The sequence below is a fragment of the Candidatus Nitrososphaera sp. 86-2 genome (assembly GCF_056726185.1).
Genome location: NZ_JBWZON010000001.1, coordinates 825,203 through 845,908, shown reverse-complemented (window position 1 = coordinate 845,908; position 20,706 = coordinate 825,203). Strand labels below are relative to the sequence as shown.

The window sequence follows — 20,706 nt, the reverse complement described above, 5'->3', positions numbered from 1 at the left end:
AATTTCGCGTTTTCTTCTTATTAACATAGCGCATGGAAAAAGGAATAAAAAGGCGCACCTCAAAAGTCAGACGTGCAGTCAAAGGCCCAGAACGGCAGGTCGAAATTCATCTTTGTGACAGGCGGTGTCATGTCCGGCCTCGGCAAGGGCGTTACCACTTCTTCGACGGCAAGGCTCCTCCAGCTTGCCGGCTACAAAGTTTCGTGCGTCAAGATAGACCCGTACGTCAACTATGACGCCGGGACGATGAACCCAGTCGCCCACGGCGAGGTATTCGTTACGGACGACGGAGGAGAATGCGACATGGACATCGGCAACTATGAGCGCTTTATCGACGCGTCGATGACCAAGGACCACAACATCACCACCGGCAGAATATACATGGACGTGATAGCGGCCGAAAGGGAAGGCAAGTACCTCGGCCAGTGCGTCCAGGTAATTCCCCACGTGACTGATGCCATAAAGGCAAACCTGCGCAGGACCGCTGAAAAGGAGAAACTGGACATCATGGTCGTAGAATGCGGAGGCACCGTAGGCGACATTGAAAGCCTCCCATTTCTTGAGGCGTTCCGGCAGATGGCCCTTGAAGTCGGCAGGCGGAACACGTTCTTTATCCACGTCACCCTTGTGCCCGTGCTCGACGTAGTCGGAGAGCAAAAGACCAAGCCGACGCAGCACAGCGTACAGGAGCTGCGAAGGATTGGAATCCAGCCAGACATTATCGCAGTCAGGTGCAAGACTCCGCTTACCCCGGACGCAAGGCGCAAGATCTCGCTGTTTGCAAGCGTCGAGCAGCAGAGCGTAATTTCATGCCACGACGCGCCTTCAATCTACAAAGTTCCTGAAGTGATTGAAAGCCAGGGGATGCTAAAGGTGGTGTCGCAAGGCCTTTCGCTGAAGCGAAGCCGGCCCAAATGGGGCGACTGGAAAAAGGTCGCCAGCTCGTTTTCAAACTACAAGGGCTCTGTGAAGATAGCAGTAGTCGGCAAGTACGTCACCCTGCCGGACAGCTACGTCAGCGTCTATCACGCGCTCTCTCACGCAGGCGCAAGCATCGGAAAAAAAGTAGAGATAGAGTGGATAGATTCTGAGAAATTCGAGAATGGTGGCGAAAGCAAGGTTGCCTCGCTCAAGGATTATCAGGGCATCCTTGCGCCGGGAGGATTTGGCAAGCGCGGGAGCGAAGGAATCATCAGCGCGGCAAACTTTGCGCGCGAAAACGACGTGCCGTACCTCGGCATCTGCTTTGGCTTTCAATTAGCAATAGTCGCCTTTGCCCGACACGTCTGCGGCATGGCAGGCGCCAACTCGACAGAACTTGACCCAAACACCAAGAACCCAATAGTCGATTTCATGCCAGAGCAGCGCAACGTCCACGACATGGGAGGAACGATGCGCCTTGGCGGGCACGATATCGCAGTCGAGTCGGGGACCCTTGCGCACAGGCTGTACGGTGCTACTATGATAAGGCGTAGGCACAGGCACCGCTACGAGTTCAACCAGAACTACCTCGACGCGGTGACAAAGGCAGGGCTCGTGCTGTCGGCGCACTCTGACAGCGGCAGGCGCATGGAGATACTTGAAATCCCTGACCACAGGTTCTACTTTGCAGTGCAGTACCACGCTGAGTTTTCAAGCAAGCCGGGCAGGCCCGAGCAGGCGTTTGACGCCTTTGTAAAAGCAGCGGCTAGATCTTGAGCTCGTAAATCCTCTGCCTTGCGTCCCGGAGCGAGGTCTTTTTCTTGACGTACCCGCCATCGATGAGGTGGGAAAGCGAGAGCCGGATTGTACGCTCTGGAAGCATCGTCCTTGTGGCAAGGTCCTTCTGGCTGAGCGCGCCCTCATATTCTAGCGTCTTTAGAATCAGTTTGGCACTTGGAGGCATCTTTAGCATGTCCTCTGCCAAGCGCACCTTCTTGGCCATGAGCGACGCTGCAGAGTCGTCGGCGGTGCGCACAAGCCGCGCAGGAAAGGCGTGCTTGGTGCATTCCAGCGTGTTTTTCACCCTGACACGCCTTCCACCGTCGAGGACTATCTCGCAGTGGTAGCGGCTGGTGATGTCAGCGATTTCGATGCTGGCGTCGTTTGGGACGACAAGCGGCCTGCGAGTGTTGTCAAGCGAGTTTACGGAAACCACGACAAACACCTGCGACTTTTGGATGACCATCGGCCCGCCGGCTGACATTGTGTAAGCAGTAGAACCTGTCGGTGTGGATATGATGACGCCGTCGCTGTTGTCGTGCCAGATGTCCTTTCCATCTATCTTTAGCACGTGCTCCATCAAAGTCGCGCTCTTGCTAGGAAAGACCGCGACGTCGTTGAGCACGGGGTCGACTTCCTTGCCGTCGACCCTCACGGCAAGCCGGAAAACTTCGTCGACCTTGTACTCGCTTCTCTTCAGGCGCGCCGTCGCCTTTTCGAGGTCTCGGACGTCAAGCTGCGCAAGAAAGCCGGTGGAATCGGTTTCATAGATCCCAAGGACAGGCGCAGAGGCGGCAGTCACCTTGTGAAAGTATTCCAGGATGCCCCTGTCGCCGCCGGCAGCAAGGACCATGTCGACTTCAGAAGCCGTGCCATAGTCGCCATCCTTCATCACCTGGGACTTTACTCCAAGCGAATCGAGCGTCTTTTTCATCTTTGTGAGAAGTGCGCCGTCGCGCGAGTCGACACCCCAGAGGGCAACCTTCATTGAACGCAATCCTATCTGCGCCGCCTGATTTAAAGCTAGATTAGAGGCGCTTGAAACTGACTGTGTTGTAAAAGTACGAGGCGCTCGACTCTATCTTGTTCATGGGCGGGACCTTGGCAAGGCCCGGCTCTTTTGTTTCAAGCGCGGCGCGAAGTGCGCCGGCGCCAAAGCATACAGCCCACAGCGGGTCCTTTTCCTTCACGTACCCGCAAGCAAAGCCAGCCGCAAGTATGTCGCCGGCGCCTGTCGAGTCTGGCGTGTCGACATTGCGCAGTGTTATCCAGTAGTGCATATCCTTGTGTAGAAGGTGGACTACCCTGTGCTCTGTCGCCAGAACAAACTCGACTCCCCTTGACTGCAGCGCCTGCATCCCTTCCAAGCCTTCCATCCCTCCCGTCAGCGCGGACATTTCTTCTCTGTCGACCTTGAGCGCGGTTATCCCTGCAAGGTCGATGTCAAGTTTGTCTACAAAAGAGATGCTGCCGTCAGGCTCAGCCCTTCGCATGTAGCCCTGCGGGTCAAGCATCACAAAGTCCTTTTTCCCGCGGTTTTTCTTTATCGCGGCAAGCGTGCCTTGCGGAACCTCGTCGATTACGGGACTGACAAGCCAGCAGTCGACCTTGGTATCCAGTATTTGCTGCTCCAAAACCGGCTCGCACCTTGACTGTAAAAACAACCTGCGCAAGCCGCCTTCCGTTTCGAGCCAGAACCGGGTTGTCTGCGCGTCCTTGGCGACGTGTCGGTCTTCTTTCAGGGTGATTTGGTTGTCGCGAAGAAAGTTCCTCTGCGCTTCTGGAAAATCACCTCCCACCTTGGTTGCAAGCTCGACGTCAAGGCCAAAGCGCCTTGCGGTTATCCCGCAATAGCACGACGGTCCTCCCATGCTCTCGACTACGACCCCGTCCGCGCCCTTTATCGTGTCAAGGACGATGTGAGAGGCAATGCCTATCTTCAATGCGATTGCTTTTTTTCTTTTAAAGTGTAATAAAAGGGCTTTTTTAGGCGTCCCTGCGACCCTTTTGGGATGGCGGCGCAGAGACGCTTTGCCCTTGAGTAGACATCGTGCATCCTAGCTATAAGCTTTACGGGCAAACTTTCCTGACCCGGCGCCTTTTTTATGCGCATAAAGAAGCACAAGATTTAAAGTATGGCCGGTGGCAACTCTGCCTATGCCAAAGAAACGAGCAAGCCGCGGCCGTTCCAAGGGCGGTAAGGGCAGTTCAGGCGTTGTGCACTGCAGCCAGTGTGGCGCTCTTGTTCCTCGCGACAAGGCCAAGAAGGTTACTGGCAGGATAACGCTTGTCGAGCCGGCGTTGGCCAAGGAACTGCGCGCCAGTGGCGCCTACATCCCGATGTCGACGGACGTCAAGTTCTACTGCGTATCGTGCGCCGTCCACAGGGGAATCGTAAAAGTTAGATCAGAGGCAGAACGCCGCACGGGCGGAAGGCTCTGGTAAACCCCATTTTTCTCCCATCACAACTTTCTTGCAGTCGCAACTATCCTCTGCACGAGCGTAATCCCTGCGACTATTGACACGATTATCACCGCCCAGTCCAGAGCGCCGTCATTTGCCCCACCGTCCCACGGTATGAACCCGATTATCGCAAGAATGAGCATACGCTCTGCACGCTCGCCAATGCCGATGCCCTTCAGCTCGACTCCTAGCGACTCGGCCCTTGCACGAGTGTAGCTCACTAGAAGCGACATGCCAAGGCCGACCATGCACCACACAGGGTTTGCAAGGCTGCCGGCTGCGATTCCTATGAAAATCACTACTTCTGCTATCTTGTCAAACGATGAGTCCAAAAACGCGCCTTTCTTTGACGCCTGCTTTGTCACACGCGCAACGGCGCCATCTATCATGTCGAAAAAGCCGGACACAAGCAAGAGTATACCTCCGATCACGGCGGCAAGATATGGCCCGATAAAGGACGCTGATGCGTATGCGGCGCCGGCGGCAAGGGCCAGCGCAAGGCCGACTGCTGTCCAAAAGTTGGCCGAAAGCCCCGTTGATGCAAAGCCTGATCCAAGTTTTTCCATGGTAGGCTGGAGCGAGTCGCGCAGCTTGTTTAGCAACTGTGTGCTGATATCTGCGGGCTAGAATAATAGTTTACTACTACTATTGCTACTACTACGTCAGGCTCTATAAAATGAAAGGTAAGAAGATAATAGTCTATTTTTCAATACTCTTTGTAATCGGCATAGCAATGATTCTTGTGCTGTCGGCCCGGGCAAAACCTTTTGACGACTCTCCTGCAAACCACGTTGAAGAGCTCAAACAGATACCGGAAGTGGCCGCGTTTTATCAAAAATACGGGCATTATGATGTCGATGTTTTTCCAGACGGAGCTTTTACCCACCAAGTGGGCTTTCAAGCAGAAAAGGAACAAGGGAAGTGGATAATGCTAAGGATCAATTACGGGTTTGGCATTCCCTCTTCCTCTATCGTTTTTTGTACTCCCGACGGGATAGAAAGTCAATACAGGATAACTGACAATGTTTTGGAATATTTGAAAGAACAACAATGCTTTTAGAATTAATACTATTGGCCTTTTTTAAACAAGCAGGCGCTCCATTGGAAACACGTCCCCCCTTCTCCTGCACCCCCTTTCTTGAGCACTTTATTTGTTATTGGACAGCAGGCACTATCCTGTAGATGCTTCCGCTGCCGAACGACAGGATGTAGAGGTAGCCGTCCGGCCCCGTCTCGATGTCTGTTATCCCGCCACTAAAGCCTGTGCCAAGCGTGACTGCCGACGCCTCCGTGTCGTTGTCTGCCACGCGGTCTGATAGGTTGCCTTCAAGAACCAAGCCGTCCCTTTTGTCGTTTACCGTAAAGTAATACAGGTTGCCGTTGTTGACGTCACCGGTAAAAACATTATACGCGTACTTGTCGCCAAGTTTGGTCGAATTCAGAAATTCAATGTCAGTCACGCCCATGGACTGGAGCCAGCTGAATACAGGATCAGAGTAGTGAGCTCCTGCAAACATTGCAAGGTCGCCCTCGCTTGCCTGCGGCGACCTTGAAATCGGACCCATCACACGCTCCCATCCGCTGTTAAAGCCCGGCTCTACCACGTTTATCTCGTCGTACTTGTCCGGGCCGTTTTCCGTGTCCCAAAGTTTGCCGGTGCGCGGGTCAAAGTCCAATCCGAAACCATTCCTCACGCCGTACGCGTAATAGCCTTCGAGGCCGGAGGCGCCAGAGAGGACGTTTGCAGCCGGCTTGCCGTCAGGTGTCACCTTTAGTATCACAGAGGTGTTGTCAGGCGCGCCGGCGTCCTTGTAGTTCTGCAGCACGCCGTTTCTGTTCAGGTCGCCGATTACTACGTACAGGTATCCGTCAGGCCCGACAATCATCTTGCCGCCGTCGTGGTTTGGCCCCGGAGTTCCGGGAAGGTCGAGTATCATCTTTTTGCCCGACAGCGTCCCATTTTTCAGGTCATAGCTGTATACGCGGTTTCTGATGTCAAAGCCGCTCTGTTCTGTCATGTACAGAAACACCTTGTCTTTTGCGTAGGCGACCCCAACCAGCCCCCGCTCGCTTGCAGTCTCTACCTTGAACGACAAGAGCGGTTTGCTGTGCAGCGCGCCGTCCTTGACTAGCCGGACATCGCCTCCCTTTTGCGTGACAAGCAGGTTGTTGGTGCCTCCGACAAACGCCATGCTTGTGGGCTCGGACAGGCCCTCAACCACTTTTTCGACCTTCAAGGAAGAATCGCGCAGCTTGGGCAGGTTCGAGTCAGGTATTGAATTGAAAGGGTCACCGCTGCTGCCGGCGCCGGTCACAGTCGAAATAACCTCGGAAGACGTGATGCTGTCCGTGACTCCAGGAACTACGCGCGTCTGCCACGCCCCGGCGGCCGCCGCAATGGCGGCCGCGACGATTATCGCGCCCGCTATGGCAAATACTGCCTTGCGCACTGCACAAATTATCGCTTTTCTCGCTATTATGCATTAAAACGCTTCTTATAGAAGAAGAGCTGCAAGATTAGCACTGTACCGTTGGATGCGACAATAATAACGACAAAAAGTGAGCTGGCAAAGTGCGTCAGAGACCTCTATGCCCTCGGCCTCACCTCGCCTGTCTCGGGCAACCATAGTTTCAGGGCAGGCAAGAGGGGCATGTGGATTACGCCGTCAGAGACTCCGCGCTATCTTTTGCGCGCCAGCGACCTTGTAAAGATGGACCTGCCTACGGGCAGGGTTTTTGGCAAGAAAAAGCCTAGCAGAGAGCACAACATGCATAGGATGATCTACAACGCCAGAAATGATGTAAACGCCGTGGTCCATACCCACAGCCCGTACACCATAGCCGTTGCAATATCGAAAGCAGGATTTGTGCACGTTATTGAAGAAGCGAAAATAGTTGTCGGCGACCCTGCGATTATTGAAAACAGGTCGTCAGGGTCGGTAGAGCTTGCAGAGGCCGTTTCGGCCGAATTTGAAAGAGGAGCAAGCGCAGTTGTCATCAAGAATCACGGCGTAGTTGCTGCCGGCAAGAATATACATCATGCCCGCGCCATCGTCGAATCGCTTGAAGAGTGGGCAAAGATATTGACAGTCGCAAGGACGCTTGGCGGGCCCAGTGACGTCCTTTTCTAGACGCCCAGAATCTGCTTCAAAAGGGCGCGATAATCGACCTTTTCCTTCTTGCTTCCTGGAGATGGAAGCTCGAAGATGAGCGGAATCGGCCTCTTGGCGCGAAGCGTCGTCAGCTGCGTGCGAATCTCTTTTCCAATGTCGTCGCTCAAGAGCACGAGCCCGACGTCGCTTGTGTCGCCCATCTTGTTTATCTCTGCAAGCGCCTCTGCCGACGACTCGACCTTGACGCCCTTGACGCCGGCGAGCTGGAAGCTGGTGACGAAAACACGGCTTCCAATGGCAATTATTCGCATATCTTGTTGTGCGCTTGACTTGCCTCCCTTTTTATTCTTTTTGAGACGGAACCGCCATGCTGGAAAACAATATCAGCGGACCCCCTCCCTCTCCCCGGAGTGCTACAATAGCTTTATCTTTGAAAATCTCATTACTGACAATGTCAAACCAAAACATATTTCAAGCATTTGAAGAGGCCAAGAAATCAAGTGGCAAATTCCTCAAACTGGCCCCTGGCGAAAGACGGACGCTGCAGTTCAACGTGAACAGGATAGAAATCGCGGACAGCGAATTTGAAGGCAAAAAGACGGGCGGCAAGTCAATCCACTTCACGGTGATTGACCCGAAAGAGCCGCAGGCGGAAAAAGTGCTTTCGATGGGAGTCAAAAAGGCTGACGCCATCATGGCCCTCTTGAAGGCCGGCAAGAACCTGCTGGACATCCAGAAAATCGGAAGTGGAAAGGACAGCCAGTTCATAGCAATCCCGCTTTAACGCGGGGCAATCTTTTTCTTTTTTACAATTCTGCAAGTGCATACGTCGGCGGTCAAACGCTTGTTGCCATTCTTCTTAAAGAACAATCTTCCAAATGTCTGATATTTCACGGCTGCGATACTACAATTGATGGCGGCATGAACAGACAGGACGTCATGGTAATAGCATTGCTTTTTTCCCTGGCAGCAAGCCTTGTCACCATATACAAGGTAAGAAGAATGGAAAAGAAATACCACATATCCTGACAGACAATTCTTCCAAACGTCTTAAATGAAATAACGCAGAAACAGATACAAAAATGTCAACGCAACAGCAGGTGGAAAGAAACATCAAATTTGCCCGGCGTTCGATGGAAGCCCTGAATACGGGAAACGCAACCAAGGCTTCTGAATTCATGCATCCTGATTACTTTAACCACGAGTCGCAGGCCAGCCCAGAGCGGGCAAAGCTTCGCGGACCTGCAGAGTTTGCCGACACTGTCCAAAAGTTGAGGGCGGCATTTAGTGACCTCCATTATGAAGAGCAAGAGAGCATAGCTTCCGGCGACAAGGTAGTGTCGATAGTGACGGTAACAGGCAGGCACACCGGCGACTTTTTTGGCATCCCTCCGACAGGCCGCAACTTTTCGTACCAGGCGGCGCATATAGTGCGAATTGCTGACGGCAAGATAATCGAGCACAAGGCAATCCGCGACGACTTGAAATTCATGATGCAGCTTGGAGTAGTGGGCGCCGCGTCGCAGCAGTACGAGCCCATCTTTAACGCTTGGAAAGGGATGATGATGACAAACAAGAGCAGGTAAGCAGCTGACCCTTGCTGTCGGTTCTTTGACACAGATACAATCGCTTTCCTTCCGATGGAACATATGCGTCTCTAAAAAATAGAAAACGACTTTATCAAACTTTATACACATAATAAGAAATTGAATGGGAGAGAATAGAACTGGCATTCTACTTTTCCGACACATCATCCCCTATCATGACTGACTGATTGGAGAAGACATGGACACACAAAAGAAAAGAAGAATGGCCCTGTCCCCTTCGGCTTCCTGCGTGGCGGGACATGAGATGCAGATGAGCTTCATTGTTTACTACTGGTAAAGGTGTCCTTGCAAACCTCGGAACAAAAGTTGATTTTCCTCTCTGCGACCCTTGCATCTGACAAGCTAATACAGCGCTCCTTGCATTTGTTTCCACAGGTAGCACAGACAATATTCTGCCAATTTTCCATCACTGAGAAGAGCCTATACCTGGCAGTATCAATAGGTTTGTTATCATGCTCTTGCATATTCCTCCAGAAATGCTTCCTTAATGATATTGGAAAGATTCCGAAGCTCGGCGTTATCATTAAACTCGTTTAATCTTATGGTGAAAAGGCCTAAAGACTCAAGGTCTTCAAGCAGATGCATCTGCTCAGAAGTGTCGTCTTTGGAGTACATTTCATTCGCTGATCATGTGCCGCCTACATCGTATATACGCTTGACGCAATTAAGTTAAGTTCAGCTAGTTATTGCAGCCATTCCTGCTATCGATACCGCCCTACCGCCTTTATTGGCCGAAGCAGGACAGTAGGGACGGATGAACAGGACTTCGTCTTGCTCGAAGTCCCATCTTTTACGCTGCAAGATGAAATAAACGAGTATCTCCTTTTGAGGAGTGGAGAGCGTCACAAAGGAACCTCATAGTCTGCTTCTGGCAAACACCTGTCACAATATTTCTGGATTACTACGCAACTACCAACCTGAAAAAATGCATCTGTTGTCGCTAGTTCTGAACACACTCCGCAACGTGTGGCTACCTTCAGTTTACCAAGCTGTGCTGGTCTCGTCTGAAAAGGCTTCGACATTATCAATCAGTCATTTGTCGAATATATAACGACAACTTGATTTAATTTAGTGGAGATAATGCTCAGCTTCCTTGCTTCTCGTCTTCTAACGTCTCCCTCCATCCCTGACAAATCAGCTTGCCAAAGTAATCAGGGTCATCCAGGGATGTCTTGATATCACACTCGATTGCTTCCCTGCAGTGGTCTTCAGGGCTCCGGCCAGACATCTGTGTCATTGCGAAGAGGATATCCCAGTACCTATCAGGGAGGCGGATATGGAGCGTACGATTAGCTCCATACTCGATTACCTTCTTTTGTTTGCTAGCCATTAATCTTCCACCCAGAACTCCACGATTGCCTGACCGTCCTGACTTTTGTCTTTCCATTCGTAACAGCCATGCTCCCTGAGTGCTTGCAGGATAGCCTCTGCTTGTGGACCTATCATGGTAGTGACCCGAAAGGGGGCATCTCGAATTGCTGGCTTGGCTGCCATCTAGGCTTCCTCCTTTCTGAACATACCCCTCCTTTCGTCAAGTGCCCTGCATTCCGGGTGGGCTCGAAATTTGAGTTCGTCCGGTTTGCGCCTCCAATCGACCATCTTTTTGGGTTCACCAAACACGCCGCAGACTATGCACTGCTTTGTCTTGGTCTTTGATTGCTCGTCGTCTAATATCTCCAGTACGCGGCCCTTCCCAGAGTAGTAGTTTGTGAAGACTATGGGCTCGCGTCCCTGCGTCCGTATGGCGTTAATTGCGTCCTCTGTCTTTTCGTCTATTGGGATTATTACTTTAGTCATACGGCCTTGCCCTCCGATGCAGTAACAATATTCTTCTCTCTCAATTCCTTGACTGTTTGCTCGTACTGTTGTACAGCTTCCTTTCTGACCTTTTCCAAGTCGCTTCCAAAGCAGTGTACCGTGACTACTGCGGCCCCCTTCGCCGTGGTGTCTATCTTGACACTGTATTGGAAGGTTGGTTGCTGTTGCTCGCTCATACTATGCAATCACCCCTACACAGTTTTGACATGCATAGTCTCTAGGAACTAGCAAATTTTCAAGAATTTTGCAATTCCCACACATAAAGTCGCCGGCACAGCAGCACAGTTTGTTTTGTCGGATGACCTGCCGGAGCAGGGCCTTCACCGTTTCGAGTTTGACAGAAGACATCATTTCTGTTATGAAATATCATAACACATTCTTATTAATGTTATGCTTTTCCATAACGTTTAAGTATGGAAGTTAGGATATTCCATAACAATAAGTAGAGGTAGAAAATAGGTAGATGGTAGTGCTTTCAAAGGCTGAGCGCAAGTTCCTAGAGGCAGTTAAGAGGGATGACCTAGGCGACTATAGCCCCGTCTACAAAAGGCAACTAAAGCATAACATTCTGAAAAAGCGCAAGACTCTTACTGATGACCTTCTTCTTGTTAATGAGGTTCTGGAGAGGCTGGAAGAATTATGAAAGATTGCATTCAGTGCCTTAATCCCATTAAGGCGGAGACTTTGTCCTTTGAGCAGCGTCTTATCGATGACCAAGATTTTTGCCGCAGATGTTTTGATGAAGTAACAGAAGAAGAGGGTTTGGCTTATTTGGATAGTTCTCGTTTCTTGTCTTCTAACCGATAACTAGCGAGCAACGATGCTGTAAGGCTACTCGATTAATGATACTTTGACTTTCTTTCCTAGCCAGGATTTTGGTACTAGCACATAGGCTTCATTGCCGAACGAGTTGACCGTACGGCTTATTCCCTTGGTAGCCTTTCCTTCATCTTCGATTACCTTTCCTAGCTCGATTAATTTTTGGCAGCCGACACAGTCAGAATGGTTATCTAAGACTACTTTGAGCAAGTGATTATTGTAATGGTCCACAAAGGAATTGACCGTACTTGTAAACTCCCTCATCTCGCCGCGAAAGACTTCAATCTCTTTCATCTGATCTGCATCAGTGCTCAATAAGTGAGAATAGGTTCTGATGTTGTTAAGCTTTAGGGGGATTCTCTGCCTTGATGTGTTTAGATTCGTCTAACGAGAGGGAATTTCGTACTCGGCCTTGGGCAGACATTTGTCGCAGTATCTCTGGACTACCATACATTCGTCTAACTGAAACAGCGCTTCCATTGTGGCTTTTTCAGAACATGTGTAGCAGTAAGTCGCTGCTCCGCTTGTTCCGAGCGTAACGGCTCTTGTTAAGGATGGTTTTAGCACTACATGAGAAGCTCGACGTCTGTCTTATAGCTATGTATTACGACAGGCTCATTGGGACTTGCATCTGTTTGCTATGTACACTCTATTGTTTTAAGAAATGTCAGGTATGCAAAGATACGCAATAATGACACATGGCTCCGCCGCGGCATTTCCTCTCTAGCTGGGATTTATCACACCCGGCGGGGTCATCAAGTTTTCCTATTGTAGAGCTGACCATTAGCTTGCTATCCCTGAACGTCAGATTTAACGAAGTGTTGTAATGGTAAACTGCGAAAACAAATCATAGATGTATGCAATAACAGTCAACACAAGAATCAGGCCCATGGCGGTAATTACTCCTATCAGAGTAGACCAGCTCGCGATTTTCAAATCCTTTTGAGATAATTCACCCTTCATCCCAGCTGAGATAAGAAGGAAAGTCGATACTCCGAAGGCGAGGAAATCAACCCCTACTACTATTGTTAGGCGCGGAAGCATCGAAGGTTCCTTGACCACGCCCATGGGAGCGATACTAAGCATGACAAGCAAACCCGCCATCATGCCTATATTTATGGTCAAATAATCTCTCGGAGTAAGAGTGAACCTTCTTGTTGTTTCTTGCACCTAACTCAGTATAAAGAATGGACAGCCATCTTTAAGGTTTATTCCGGGAGTTAATTAGGTAAGAAAAATAGCCATCAAACATGGCTGGCAGTCTACGCTTGAATCGGCGGCTTTGTATCTACTTATATAGAAGTAGATTCTAGTCCTTTTCTATGCGTTACTGTCTCAACTGCAAGCAGCTTGTAGAGCCAAAACGACATTTCAGTACAGGAGCCCTTTTCGTTCTCCTCCTGTTCGGAATCATCCCCGGCATCATCTACTACGTGTTAAAAAAACACACGTGCCCGATGTGCAATAGCACCAATTGGGGAGTGCAGCAACACTAGACAGACCTCGCATCAGCCATAAGCATAGCCTGCGTCCTCGCCGCTGCCGTATTGACTCCGGGAGCGCCAAACTGTGAGAATCCCCATGCATACTGGTTAGGAATAGACGATGCCAATGCTTGGAGTCTTGCCACTGCTCCACCGATTGTAGTCGCAGCCTGTTCCATATACTTCGCAGCCAAAGCCGCACCTGCCGCAGCGCCTGCTGATGCTGCCGCCGCTTCGCCCCAGTCAGTCTTTATTCCCGAAAACACATCCGTACCGAGGCTGTCAGAGAGTGAGAGACTTTCAGAGAGACTTACCAAGAGGTTCTTGCCTGTTGTCGTGTCTGGGACTTTGGTATTGTTATTTACCGTATCTTTCAGTGTTCTGAGGTCTGTTTTCATGTCGATGAGTGCGGCATTAGATACTCCCACCGCGCTTATGACGCCAACAATGCTGGGAATTATGCTACTCTGCGCAATCCCATCCTTGACCCCCGTCGCGATTGGGGTTGGCAGCATCGACACTGTTCTTCCGCACAACTCGATGCATTGAGCCTGCTGCGGTGTTGGTGTAGGTACTGATGGGGTCTGTGGTATACCTATTCGGCTTGACGCTATTGCTAATGCGACGGCGCCGCCTATTCCTTCAGCCAGAGTTGCAAGTGCCGTACTGGGGTCTGCGAAAAAGCTACCCATCTTTATCCCGTAGTCCCTGAAGAAGGGATAGACGCTTCGGAAGAATGGCGTGATGAACTGCGTAAGCAGCAATACGGTTACGGGCCTCAATGCCAACGCGATAAAGTCACCTATAGGGCGGAAGATGAGAGTCATGCCAGTTTCCCAGAGCTTGAATATCCCCTGAAGTTGACCAGATGATTTTGTAAGGAGTGTGACCATGCTGCCAACTCCTAGTCCAATCCCTGCGAGCTTTAGGACTTGGTTGGCTTGAAGCGCCTCTATTTTTTGGAATACGCTATTGTTACCGCTTATGTTAACTCCGGAAAGCCCACTAATGTTAGGTCGCTTACCGCCTCCGCCTAGTCCTCCCAACGCCTGAAGTTTAGCGAGTGTTCCATCGTCCTTCAGCTTGACAGTGACGGTGTAGTTTCTGGCGCTCACCGTCTTTTACCTCCCTTCGTACCGCAGTTGATGCAGCATGAAAAGACTGCAGTGGATAGTTCGTAATCGTTAGTTGTTATGATATTACTTGCCATAACCAGAATACGTTCTTCAGGGAAGATTCCACCTGAATGTACACAATTGAACGGTATGTGTATATTTCCAGAAGGGGAATGTAGAGATGCAGCAAACGTCCTAACGCAGTCATCGTGCTTAAGCGCGCATATTGCGGAGCTCATGTCGGGTTTAGGCTCGACATGACTGGACGACAGCTGCTTTTCTCTATCAAACTTCATAGCACTAAACCTCCGTAAATGCGGGCGCGGCTGTCCGCTGCCTTGACGTCTGATGTCACCAACGCCAGACCCGTCCCGACTATTCCTAAGCCATCCCTTCCTCCAAGGCTATGGTATTCGATACTTAGCCCGGTAATCTTGGAATTCCTTATCCATTCAATCGCTAATGCATCTTCGATTTGGATGAAACCAGTAATGCCTTCCAAGATGGAATCATAGCGCATCAGAAGAGACTGGTTGCTTGGATATGGAAGGGCCCTTCTATGGGGAAGATGTTCTAAGCGGCTGTCGTGGATATGGTTGATGTTTAATGGTACAAAAGAAAGAGATTTTGCCAGCCTTCTTAGTTCGGTTTCGGTAAAGTCGGTTCCCCCGATGTCCTTTCCGACATGAATCGCCTCAACCGGGTAAATCCGAATATTTCTCTGCTCGTAATACCCCGCAAAGTTCTTCCGGCGTTCATGCTCTAGCGCCATGAGTTTGCGGTAAACGTTCCCTGTCAGGATATCGGCTGATTCTACTTTTTGTCGCTGTAGGCTGCCATGGAGTCTGTCGATTTCCCGGCGGTAGTCTGAATTAAGCCTGACAGACTTGTCGTAACTTTCCTGTAGGATATCGAGAGATAGTTCTGTGCTGACGACGTTCAAGCCCTCTTTGGCCTCTTCAGCTTTGGCAGCGGGTTGTCTGGCTTGGCGAATAAGGGGTTATCATGGTATTCGCCACAGTACTTGCAGGGGAAAATTATGCCTGTAATGAAACGGTCGCACTTTGTCATTGCTTGGCCTCCCCCTCTTCCAAGAGTTGGTCTAGCAGCTTACGCTTCTTTACCGATATCTTCTGGCGCTCGTAGAGATTTGTGTACCTGACGTCCCAACCTTCTGATTCTGCTATTTCATTAATTTTATCCACAACCTTATCCCAAAAAGCGAATGTACTCTCTTGGAATTTCTGGACCATCCCTGCGAGCCGGATATCCATGTCTGCGAGTTGGCGTTCTATTGCGAGTTTTGATTCCAGCTCTTTGGTTTCGGATAGGTACGACAATAGCCGAGTTCTCTGCGTTTCGAGCCTGACTATTGACTTGGTGAAATAGCCGTTCCACTCGTCACCCTCGATGTCTTCAGCCATTTTCTCATATAGAAAGCGGATATCTGCGTTCACAGTATTCCTGTCCACGTGCATTGCTTCGGCAATTCGGATGGCTGGCTCACCCATTAGAAAATGGAGGCGAAAAACTTCATTCCTTCTTTTGCGTCTTTGTGCTTTGGTATAGGGGGCGTGTTTTTGCCTAACATTGCCTAACTTCAACCTCCGGTTTTCATCAATGAATTCTGGAGTAATACTGGGTTCTATCAGTCCGGAATCCTGACTATGGACTTCAGGTGAAAGCTCGATAATTTCTGCCATTAATTTCCGACCTTTCCTTCTTCTTGTCCGTACTGGAGAGATAGAAGATTCTGAACATCCAGGCTGATTTGCTGGCAGTCGCGGCACTGCTGTTTGCCTGCCATGATGTCCTCAGGTTCTAGGGTCATGTGGCATACCTGGCATTCATTGAGCTCATGCTCGTCCATTTGGAGACGCCTAAGCGCCTTCTCGATTTGGTTTATCCCTGCAACAAATCCATCGAAACAGGGATTGCAGAGAATGAGTTTATCAGTCCTTTCGCGCCTCCGCTGAAATGGCTGGTTGCAGTTTTTACACTTCATTCTAGCGTCTCCCCTCTCGTGGTCTGCGCTCCAGTGTTAGGATAAAGTCGCCTGTTAGCTGGTTATTCGTAGCATGGATGAATTCGATTGCCCTTAGGACTCTCGTTTCGTCGTCAAAGTACATCCCTATTTCATTGGCTGATATCGCCGGTAATTCTGCTTCTTTACCCTCTGTGGCGTTAATTCTGCGTTGATAGTCGGAATTTGCACAAGCATGTCTCTGACCGGATTCGTCTAACGGTATCAAAAAACCGCCTGCGCTGCGGGTGTCTCTCCTAAAGCCGATTTTTTGGGAGCAGTACTTACACGGTTTGTACCATTCGGGCCTTCTGTTGTCGTTCATTATCATTCTACCTCTTGCAATTTCACCAGTGCTTCCGGCTTGATTCCTAATTTAGCACAGATTTCTGCCCGCTCACGTTCCTTGCGCTCTCTTTCCTCTCGTCCCCATCTCTCAAAGAGAAGGCGATTTTCCTCTTCCCGGCGCGCATCTTCTATCTGTCTTTTCCGTTCCTCTTCTTTCCTTTCGACTTCTGCTTTGTAAGCCGGTATAGCCAGTATGTCGTCTGGCAGAACGGGTTTTTGGCCTTTCAGGATTGAGTAAATGTCTTCCAGAAAGAGCCCGGGGGTAAGGTAACGAATGTTTTGTTCTTGGGTTATTTCGTCGTTTTTACCTTCGACTTCTCTGCAGATTGCAGACAAACTTCCGAGATAACCAATCAGACGGTGTTCGGCATCAAAGAACTCCAAAACCTCTCTGAATTGTTCTAGCTGGTCCATCCTGTGTTTGCAGTATTCTGTTAATTCAGCCGCGGGTATCACGAAGAAATAATCTCCTCTCTCTATCCCTTAGGTTACTGCGTCGGACGGACCTGCCACATTTTTGCGCCAGTTATACTGACAGTGGGCTGCAAGTTAGTCGCTGAAGCATATGCCGCTGCATCCGAGGCTGCCTTTGCCGAATTCGCTGCATCGTATTTAGCTCGGGCTTGCATGGTAAGGCTGAAGCTGTCCGGATTTTCTACTACCTCTCCGACTTTTCTGACATTCAGAATATTTCCGGACGCAGGCAAAGCAATATCCTTGTTAAAGCGTCTGCCCGTTGTCACGTCTACGCTGCCGTCAGGATTGTAGGTTCTCGCGGCGTCCGTAAAGTACTGCCTACCGTCAGTTCCGTCAGCCGTTTCCGTTGTAGGATAGCCGGAATCGACTACAATCCCGTCACGGACGATTTTAATCGGCAACTAGGAGCGACCTCCAGCTATCTGCGGTACCTGCTTGTTGAGAGTGCCCTCCAAGATGCCGGTGATGAAAGATGACCTTGACTGGCTACCCCTCGCTATTTCAATCCGTTCTGCAACCTGCACGGGCAGGCTAATCGTGACATTCGCTTTCATAATAATACGCAGTAATAATTTTAATTAATAAAGAAGGGACGAAAACGGAATGAAAAAAGGAAAGGAGGGCTACGCTTCTGCCAGCCAAGTTTTTCGTTTACCATTCTGTGTAATGGAATGTGCGTTACCCAACTCTGCGGAAGTCTTTTCGTGAGCTTTTGCTTGCATCCATGAGCCATTTCTTTTCCAGGTTAGCCTGCATACCTGACAAGTGTATGATTTGCGCTTCGTTTCCTCACGCTGCCATCTTTGCTTTGGGGTTAGGAGCTTAACCGCCCCTGTACCTAAGTCGATGGTTTCGTTGTGGAATAGCGATTTTTGGTCGGGTGGTATCCTTTGGTGTTTCTCACAACAGTAGATTAGACCGTCACCCTCATTACGAATTTCGCGGCCAAATCCCATACTATTCTGAAGCCTCCGTTTTTCGTATTTTCAGAGCTAGGACCATCAAGCCGGAGGAAAGGAGGAATAGAGGCGTTAGGAGATCGTTCATGCCATAGCTCCCTTGGTCGAAAGTAGTCTCTCCACAAGAGTAGTTAGATGCTCCACCTTTGCTTCGAGTTGTCTGTTTGGATTTCTCAGATTTGTGATGGCTTCAACCAGTGGAGTATTTGGTTTTTCTTCGACTGCTTCTTCTCCTCGATAAACAGCCTTACCTGCCAAGTTCTTGACGTAGGCCCTGAACACCCTGCCCGCATAGGACAGCTGGATGTCGGGAAGCGTAACCTGTGCCTTGTCGGTGATGGCGGGGTCCCAGTTGATGTCCCAGCGTTTCAGGTCCCAAGTCATGACCGAGGGTATGTATCGCTCACGAGGGTCTGATAGCCATTGCTGGAGGTTCGACTGCACCTTGCCTATGTATACAAAGAAGGCCTGCTCATCCGCCTCCGAAGCCATGGGAAAGGGATGTTCTGAGCATTCAATGGAGATCTCCAGCCTGCCTTTGCGGGAGAGGGTATACGTTACCATGGCAGGACCGATAGGGATGCTATACACCTTCTGTGCGTTACCTGACCTAGGGATAGCATCAACCTCTTCATAGAGAAACGAGGGGACCCACAATTCCAAGAACACCTTATGGATGAACATAGGGGTATTGGACATCATCACCAACGCCTGCACCAAGTTGTCAGCCTTAGCCTCCTGCTCTTCCCTAGCTAGACGCTCCCGCTGGGGGTTGTTGTTAGGTGATGATTTTTGTACCCCTACCCCTGATGGGTTAACTGGTACACTTTTCGACTTGAAGTACTCTATGACATCTGCATGTCTCGATTCTGGATAATATGTCTGTGGACTTGTTGGCTTGCTTAGGGTAAACAGTACCTTCTTGTTGTGTTGCTTTAGTGTTCTCTGAGCGTGTCCTCGTTTTACTTTGAATTGAAATTGGATATCTATGCAGGTTATCCCTTTCTTCTTTTCGTCCCAGATTTTCTCCGCTAATGCACAGACTTCTTCGCTCTTGATGTACCTGGCTTTACACTGTATAGAATCTGTACCTTGGACACTTTTTGGACGGTCAAGTTGGACACTTTTCTGGTTCAAGCTTCAGACATCCTCCTCACAGCGGCTTCGTCTATGGTTACCGCAACCCGCCTGTTGACAGGTTCGACTCTCACTATGAGAGGTACGAATCGCCCCTGAGCTTCCATCTCCACATGAACTGAAAATGGCAAGAGTAGTTTGGCCTGGTCCTGGATACGCTTTTTCAGCTCTTGTGGATTCTCTGCTAGTTCTGATGCCGGCTTTATGCTAACTTGAGATATCTGTTCTTCAAGTGCTTTCTTTTCCTGCTTTAGTGCTTCGATGTCTGCATTCTGGCGGGATATCTCCGCTGCCTTTTCTGCTAGCTGATTTGCAAGAAGGGCTATTCGTTTTTCTTTCTCCTCATCTACCGGTTGCGAGAGATTCTCACCCTCGGTTTGCTGTGGAATGTTGGCTGTCGCCGTTACCGGTTCTTGTGTACCATCTGTAGCAATAGCGATTGTTTGTACTTCAGGGGAGAAAGAAATCTTTTCTTTCTTTTTTGGTTTGGTATCATTCTTCCATTCGTCTGGGCAATACATATCTATCAGGCGACTGGAGATGAGTTCCTTCTCTATCGCTTCCTTTAGGTAGAACTTGATGGCTCTACAGATATCTTGTTTTTTGACTTCTTTTCCATAAGTTTCGATTGCCCTACCGAGCTTCAGAACTAAGTCTTTGCGTCTTATCAGAGCCTTCTCAATGTCTGCGAATTCCCTCAGAACTTCATCCCTTATTGCGAGGAAATCGGCTGACTTTTCTTTCAAGTCAAATTTATTAAGTAGATTGTTCTGTATGTCCATAGATCTAGTATCTGCCATTGGGAACCAACTCCTGATGGTGCTGAGCCTCGGTGTGGGGTTCTGGTGTCCAATCATGGCCCCTCACTGATGCTTTGTTTTCTACTTTTTCGTTGTTCTGCATATATGCCAAAAGAGCATTTCTAAAGTACCTGCTCCTTGGTATAGCACCGCGCTTATTCTCAACTGCCCTATGAACATCGTCAGGCAGGTAGATATACATATACATTTAAAGAATAACGAGAATGAAGCGTATTTAACAATTTCCGCCTCTTTCACCTTCGTAAAGGGGTTAAAGCCCAAGCTACACGGAACAGTTACTAATAAGTAAATATGCACCCTTCTTTATATTTCTTATGCCTCTTTATATACACTGAATTGAGGTGTATTTACTCCAACCCCTCAAGCAATTATCCATGGCCCGCCACTTTGGCCTTGGCCTTGCCGCCTGCACTGCTACCGCCGCCAATCTTGAATATCTCTGCCAGCATGACAAAGCATGTGTAAATACTCGAAATGCGTAGAGTAATCGGGTTACGGTCGAAAAAGCAGTAACTACGTGCCTCAAAAACATGTGGAAACTGAAGCTATCTGGGACTTAGGTTTCGCGACGGCATCGACCTAACCCATCGACATTTCTATCTATCACCCATATTGCATTTTAGATGATGTCTCGAAGTTGCAAATACTTTGTTAAGTCTCCCTTAAGAGCGCGAGATGTACAGTACTATTGACAACAAATGGATATCTTGCCTGTAATCTATGTGGCCGTTGCTGCATTGTGTGGCGGAATGATTTACGTCGTGATGGGGTCAAAAATCCGCGGCTGGTTGCACACGGCACCCGTCAGGAAGTAGACCTTT

The 20,706-nt window shown here is 49.6% G+C and carries 28 protein-coding genes; 7 read left to right on the top strand and 21 right to left on the bottom strand.

Going from position 1 to position 20,706, the window contains the following annotated elements:
* Window positions 1-72 precede the first annotated feature (72 nt).
* Window positions 73-1,698: a CTP synthase gene (locus ACYOR7_RS05105; RefSeq protein ID WP_479913308.1), complete on the top strand. Its 1,626-nt coding sequence runs from the start codon at window positions 73-75 to the stop codon at window positions 1,696-1,698.
* Here the strand turns inward: ACYOR7_RS05105 and ACYOR7_RS05100 are convergent.
* Entirely contained in the window at window positions 1,688-2,689 is a 1,002-nt protein-coding gene (locus ACYOR7_RS05100) for a sugar kinase (protein ID WP_294804408.1), read from the bottom strand. The two genes, ACYOR7_RS05105 and ACYOR7_RS05100, sit on opposite strands and share 11 nt — an antisense overlap.
* Window positions 2,690-2,729: 40 nt before the next feature.
* Window positions 2,730-3,644: a PfkB family carbohydrate kinase gene (locus ACYOR7_RS05095; RefSeq protein WP_479913307.1), complete on the bottom strand. Its 915-nt coding sequence runs from the start codon at window positions 3,642-3,644 to the stop codon at window positions 2,730-2,732.
* A 214-nt stretch (window positions 3,645-3,858) separates the two neighbouring features.
* Between ACYOR7_RS05095 and ACYOR7_RS05090 the strand changes: the two genes are divergently transcribed.
* Complete coding sequence (locus ACYOR7_RS05090; protein WP_294804403.1) at window positions 3,859-4,146, top strand: 30S ribosomal protein S26e; 288 nt, start codon at window positions 3,859-3,861, stop codon at window positions 4,144-4,146.
* A 17-nt stretch (window positions 4,147-4,163) separates the two neighbouring features.
* Here ACYOR7_RS05090 and ACYOR7_RS05085 read toward each other — a convergent pair whose 3' ends face one another.
* The gene (locus tag ACYOR7_RS05085; RefSeq protein WP_294804401.1) at window positions 4,164-4,766 is read right to left on the bottom strand and encodes a CDP-alcohol phosphatidyltransferase family protein; all 603 of its coding nucleotides are present in this window, start codon (window positions 4,764-4,766) and stop codon (window positions 4,164-4,166) included.
* 74 nt (window positions 4,767-4,840) lie between these two features.
* Here ACYOR7_RS05085 and ACYOR7_RS05080 point away from each other — a divergent pair, with 74 nt between their 5' ends.
* On the top strand, window positions 4,841-5,224 hold the full coding sequence (locus tag ACYOR7_RS05080) for a hypothetical protein (RefSeq protein WP_294804399.1): 384 nt from the start codon (window positions 4,841-4,843) through the stop codon (window positions 5,222-5,224).
* Window positions 5,225-5,318: 94 nt separating this feature from the next.
* On the opposite strand, the gene ACYOR7_RS05075 is transcribed toward ACYOR7_RS05080, so the two are convergent.
* Window positions 5,319-6,614 (bottom strand): PQQ-dependent sugar dehydrogenase, encoded by a 1,296-nt coding sequence (locus ACYOR7_RS05075; protein ID WP_479913306.1) that lies wholly within the window; start codon window positions 6,612-6,614, stop codon window positions 5,319-5,321.
* An 81-nt stretch (window positions 6,615-6,695) separates the two neighbouring features.
* On the opposite strand from ACYOR7_RS05075, the gene ACYOR7_RS05070 reads away from it, so the two are divergent.
* The gene (locus tag ACYOR7_RS05070; RefSeq protein WP_479913305.1) at window positions 6,696-7,295 is read left to right on the top strand and encodes a class II aldolase/adducin family protein; all 600 of its coding nucleotides are present in this window, start codon (window positions 6,696-6,698) and stop codon (window positions 7,293-7,295) included.
* On the opposite strand, the gene ACYOR7_RS05065 is transcribed toward ACYOR7_RS05070, so the two are convergent.
* Window positions 7,292-7,588: a V-type ATP synthase subunit F gene (locus ACYOR7_RS05065; protein ID WP_075053915.1), complete on the bottom strand. Its 297-nt coding sequence runs from the start codon at window positions 7,586-7,588 to the stop codon at window positions 7,292-7,294. The two genes, ACYOR7_RS05070 and ACYOR7_RS05065, sit on opposite strands and share 4 nt — an antisense overlap.
* Window positions 7,589-7,728: 140 nt before the next feature.
* On the opposite strand from ACYOR7_RS05065, the gene ACYOR7_RS05060 reads away from it, so the two are divergent.
* Window positions 7,729-8,061: a hypothetical protein gene (locus ACYOR7_RS05060; protein ID WP_294804394.1), complete on the top strand. Its 333-nt coding sequence runs from the start codon at window positions 7,729-7,731 to the stop codon at window positions 8,059-8,061.
* Window positions 8,062-8,359: 298 nt separating this feature from the next.
* Entirely contained in the window at window positions 8,360-8,863 is a 504-nt protein-coding gene (locus ACYOR7_RS05055) for an ester cyclase (RefSeq protein ID WP_479913304.1), read from the top strand.
* 471 nt (window positions 8,864-9,334) lie between these two features.
* Here ACYOR7_RS05055 and ACYOR7_RS05050 read toward each other — a convergent pair whose 3' ends face one another.
* The 4 genes from ACYOR7_RS05050 to ACYOR7_RS05035 all read right to left on the bottom strand — a co-directional run bounded on the left by ACYOR7_RS05050 (window position 9,335) and on the right by ACYOR7_RS05035 (window position 10,878).
* Window positions 9,335-9,499 carry a hypothetical protein gene (locus ACYOR7_RS05050; protein ID WP_479913303.1) on the bottom strand — a complete coding sequence of 55 codons (165 nt, stop codon included), beginning with the start codon at window positions 9,497-9,499 and terminating at the stop codon, window positions 9,335-9,337.
* Window positions 9,500-9,968: 469 nt separating this feature from the next.
* Window positions 9,969-10,214, bottom strand: a complete 246-nt coding sequence (locus tag ACYOR7_RS05045; protein ID WP_479913302.1) for a hypothetical protein — start codon at window positions 10,212-10,214, stop codon at window positions 9,969-9,971.
* A gap of 164 nt (window positions 10,215-10,378) precedes the next feature.
* The gene (locus tag ACYOR7_RS05040; RefSeq protein ID WP_479913301.1) at window positions 10,379-10,681 is read right to left on the bottom strand and encodes a hypothetical protein; all 303 of its coding nucleotides are present in this window, start codon (window positions 10,679-10,681) and stop codon (window positions 10,379-10,381) included.
* Complete coding sequence (locus tag ACYOR7_RS05035) at window positions 10,678-10,878, bottom strand: hypothetical protein (protein WP_479913300.1); 201 nt, start codon at window positions 10,876-10,878, stop codon at window positions 10,678-10,680. Before ACYOR7_RS05035 ends, ACYOR7_RS05040 begins: the two co-directional genes overlap by 4 nt.
* A 287-nt stretch (window positions 10,879-11,165) precedes the next feature.
* Here ACYOR7_RS05035 and ACYOR7_RS05030 point away from each other — a divergent pair, with 287 nt between their 5' ends.
* On the top strand, window positions 11,166-11,345 hold the full coding sequence (locus ACYOR7_RS05030; RefSeq protein ID WP_479913299.1) for a hypothetical protein: 180 nt from the start codon (window positions 11,166-11,168) through the stop codon (window positions 11,343-11,345).
* A 188-nt stretch (window positions 11,346-11,533) separates the two neighbouring features.
* Here ACYOR7_RS05030 and ACYOR7_RS05025 read toward each other — a convergent pair whose 3' ends face one another.
* From ACYOR7_RS05025 to ACYOR7_RS04970, 12 genes are all read right to left on the bottom strand, one after another.
* On the bottom strand, window positions 11,534-11,836 hold the full coding sequence (locus tag ACYOR7_RS05025) for a DUF2080 family transposase-associated protein (RefSeq protein ID WP_479913298.1): 303 nt from the start codon (window positions 11,834-11,836) through the stop codon (window positions 11,534-11,536).
* 495 nt (window positions 11,837-12,331) lie between these two features.
* Window positions 12,332-12,691: a hypothetical protein gene (locus ACYOR7_RS05020; RefSeq protein WP_479913297.1), complete on the bottom strand. Its 360-nt coding sequence runs from the start codon at window positions 12,689-12,691 to the stop codon at window positions 12,332-12,334.
* A 322-nt stretch (window positions 12,692-13,013) separates the two neighbouring features.
* Window positions 13,014-14,120: a hypothetical protein gene (locus ACYOR7_RS05015; protein ID WP_479913296.1), complete on the bottom strand. Its 1,107-nt coding sequence runs from the start codon at window positions 14,118-14,120 to the stop codon at window positions 13,014-13,016.
* A gap of 292 nt (window positions 14,121-14,412) precedes the next feature.
* Window positions 14,413-15,063 carry a hypothetical protein gene (locus ACYOR7_RS05010; protein WP_479913295.1) on the bottom strand — a complete coding sequence of 217 codons (651 nt, stop codon included), beginning with the start codon at window positions 15,061-15,063 and terminating at the stop codon, window positions 14,413-14,415.
* Window positions 15,060-15,191 (bottom strand): hypothetical protein, encoded by a 132-nt coding sequence (locus tag ACYOR7_RS05005; protein WP_479913294.1) that lies wholly within the window; start codon window positions 15,189-15,191, stop codon window positions 15,060-15,062. The genes ACYOR7_RS05010 and ACYOR7_RS05005 overlap by 4 nt, the downstream gene beginning before the upstream one ends.
* Window positions 15,188-15,823 (bottom strand): hypothetical protein, encoded by a 636-nt coding sequence (locus tag ACYOR7_RS05000; protein ID WP_479913293.1) that lies wholly within the window; start codon window positions 15,821-15,823, stop codon window positions 15,188-15,190. The genes ACYOR7_RS05005 and ACYOR7_RS05000 overlap by 4 nt, the downstream gene beginning before the upstream one ends.
* Window positions 15,823-16,125: a hypothetical protein gene (locus ACYOR7_RS04995; protein WP_479913292.1), complete on the bottom strand. Its 303-nt coding sequence runs from the start codon at window positions 16,123-16,125 to the stop codon at window positions 15,823-15,825. Before ACYOR7_RS04995 ends, ACYOR7_RS05000 begins: the two co-directional genes overlap by 1 nt.
* Before the next feature lie 345 nt (window positions 16,126-16,470).
* Window positions 16,471-16,905, bottom strand: a complete 435-nt coding sequence (locus ACYOR7_RS04990; protein ID WP_479913291.1) for a hypothetical protein — start codon at window positions 16,903-16,905, stop codon at window positions 16,471-16,473.
* Window positions 16,906-16,979: 74 nt separating this feature from the next.
* Window positions 16,980-17,369, bottom strand: a complete 390-nt coding sequence (locus ACYOR7_RS04985) for a hypothetical protein (RefSeq protein ID WP_479913290.1) — start codon at window positions 17,367-17,369, stop codon at window positions 16,980-16,982.
* Window positions 17,370-17,522, bottom strand: a complete 153-nt coding sequence (locus ACYOR7_RS04980) for a hypothetical protein (protein WP_479913289.1) — start codon at window positions 17,520-17,522, stop codon at window positions 17,370-17,372. It abuts the gene before it with no gap.
* Window positions 17,523-18,011: 489 nt separating this feature from the next.
* The gene (locus ACYOR7_RS04975; protein WP_479913288.1) at window positions 18,012-19,064 is read right to left on the bottom strand and encodes a hypothetical protein; all 1,053 of its coding nucleotides are present in this window, start codon (window positions 19,062-19,064) and stop codon (window positions 18,012-18,014) included.
* A complete protein-coding gene (locus ACYOR7_RS04970) occupies window positions 19,061-19,846 on the bottom strand; it encodes a hypothetical protein (RefSeq protein ID WP_479913287.1) in 786 nt (261 codons plus the stop codon). Before ACYOR7_RS04970 ends, ACYOR7_RS04975 begins: the two co-directional genes overlap by 4 nt.
* Between the last annotated feature and the right edge of the window lie 860 nt (window positions 19,847-20,706).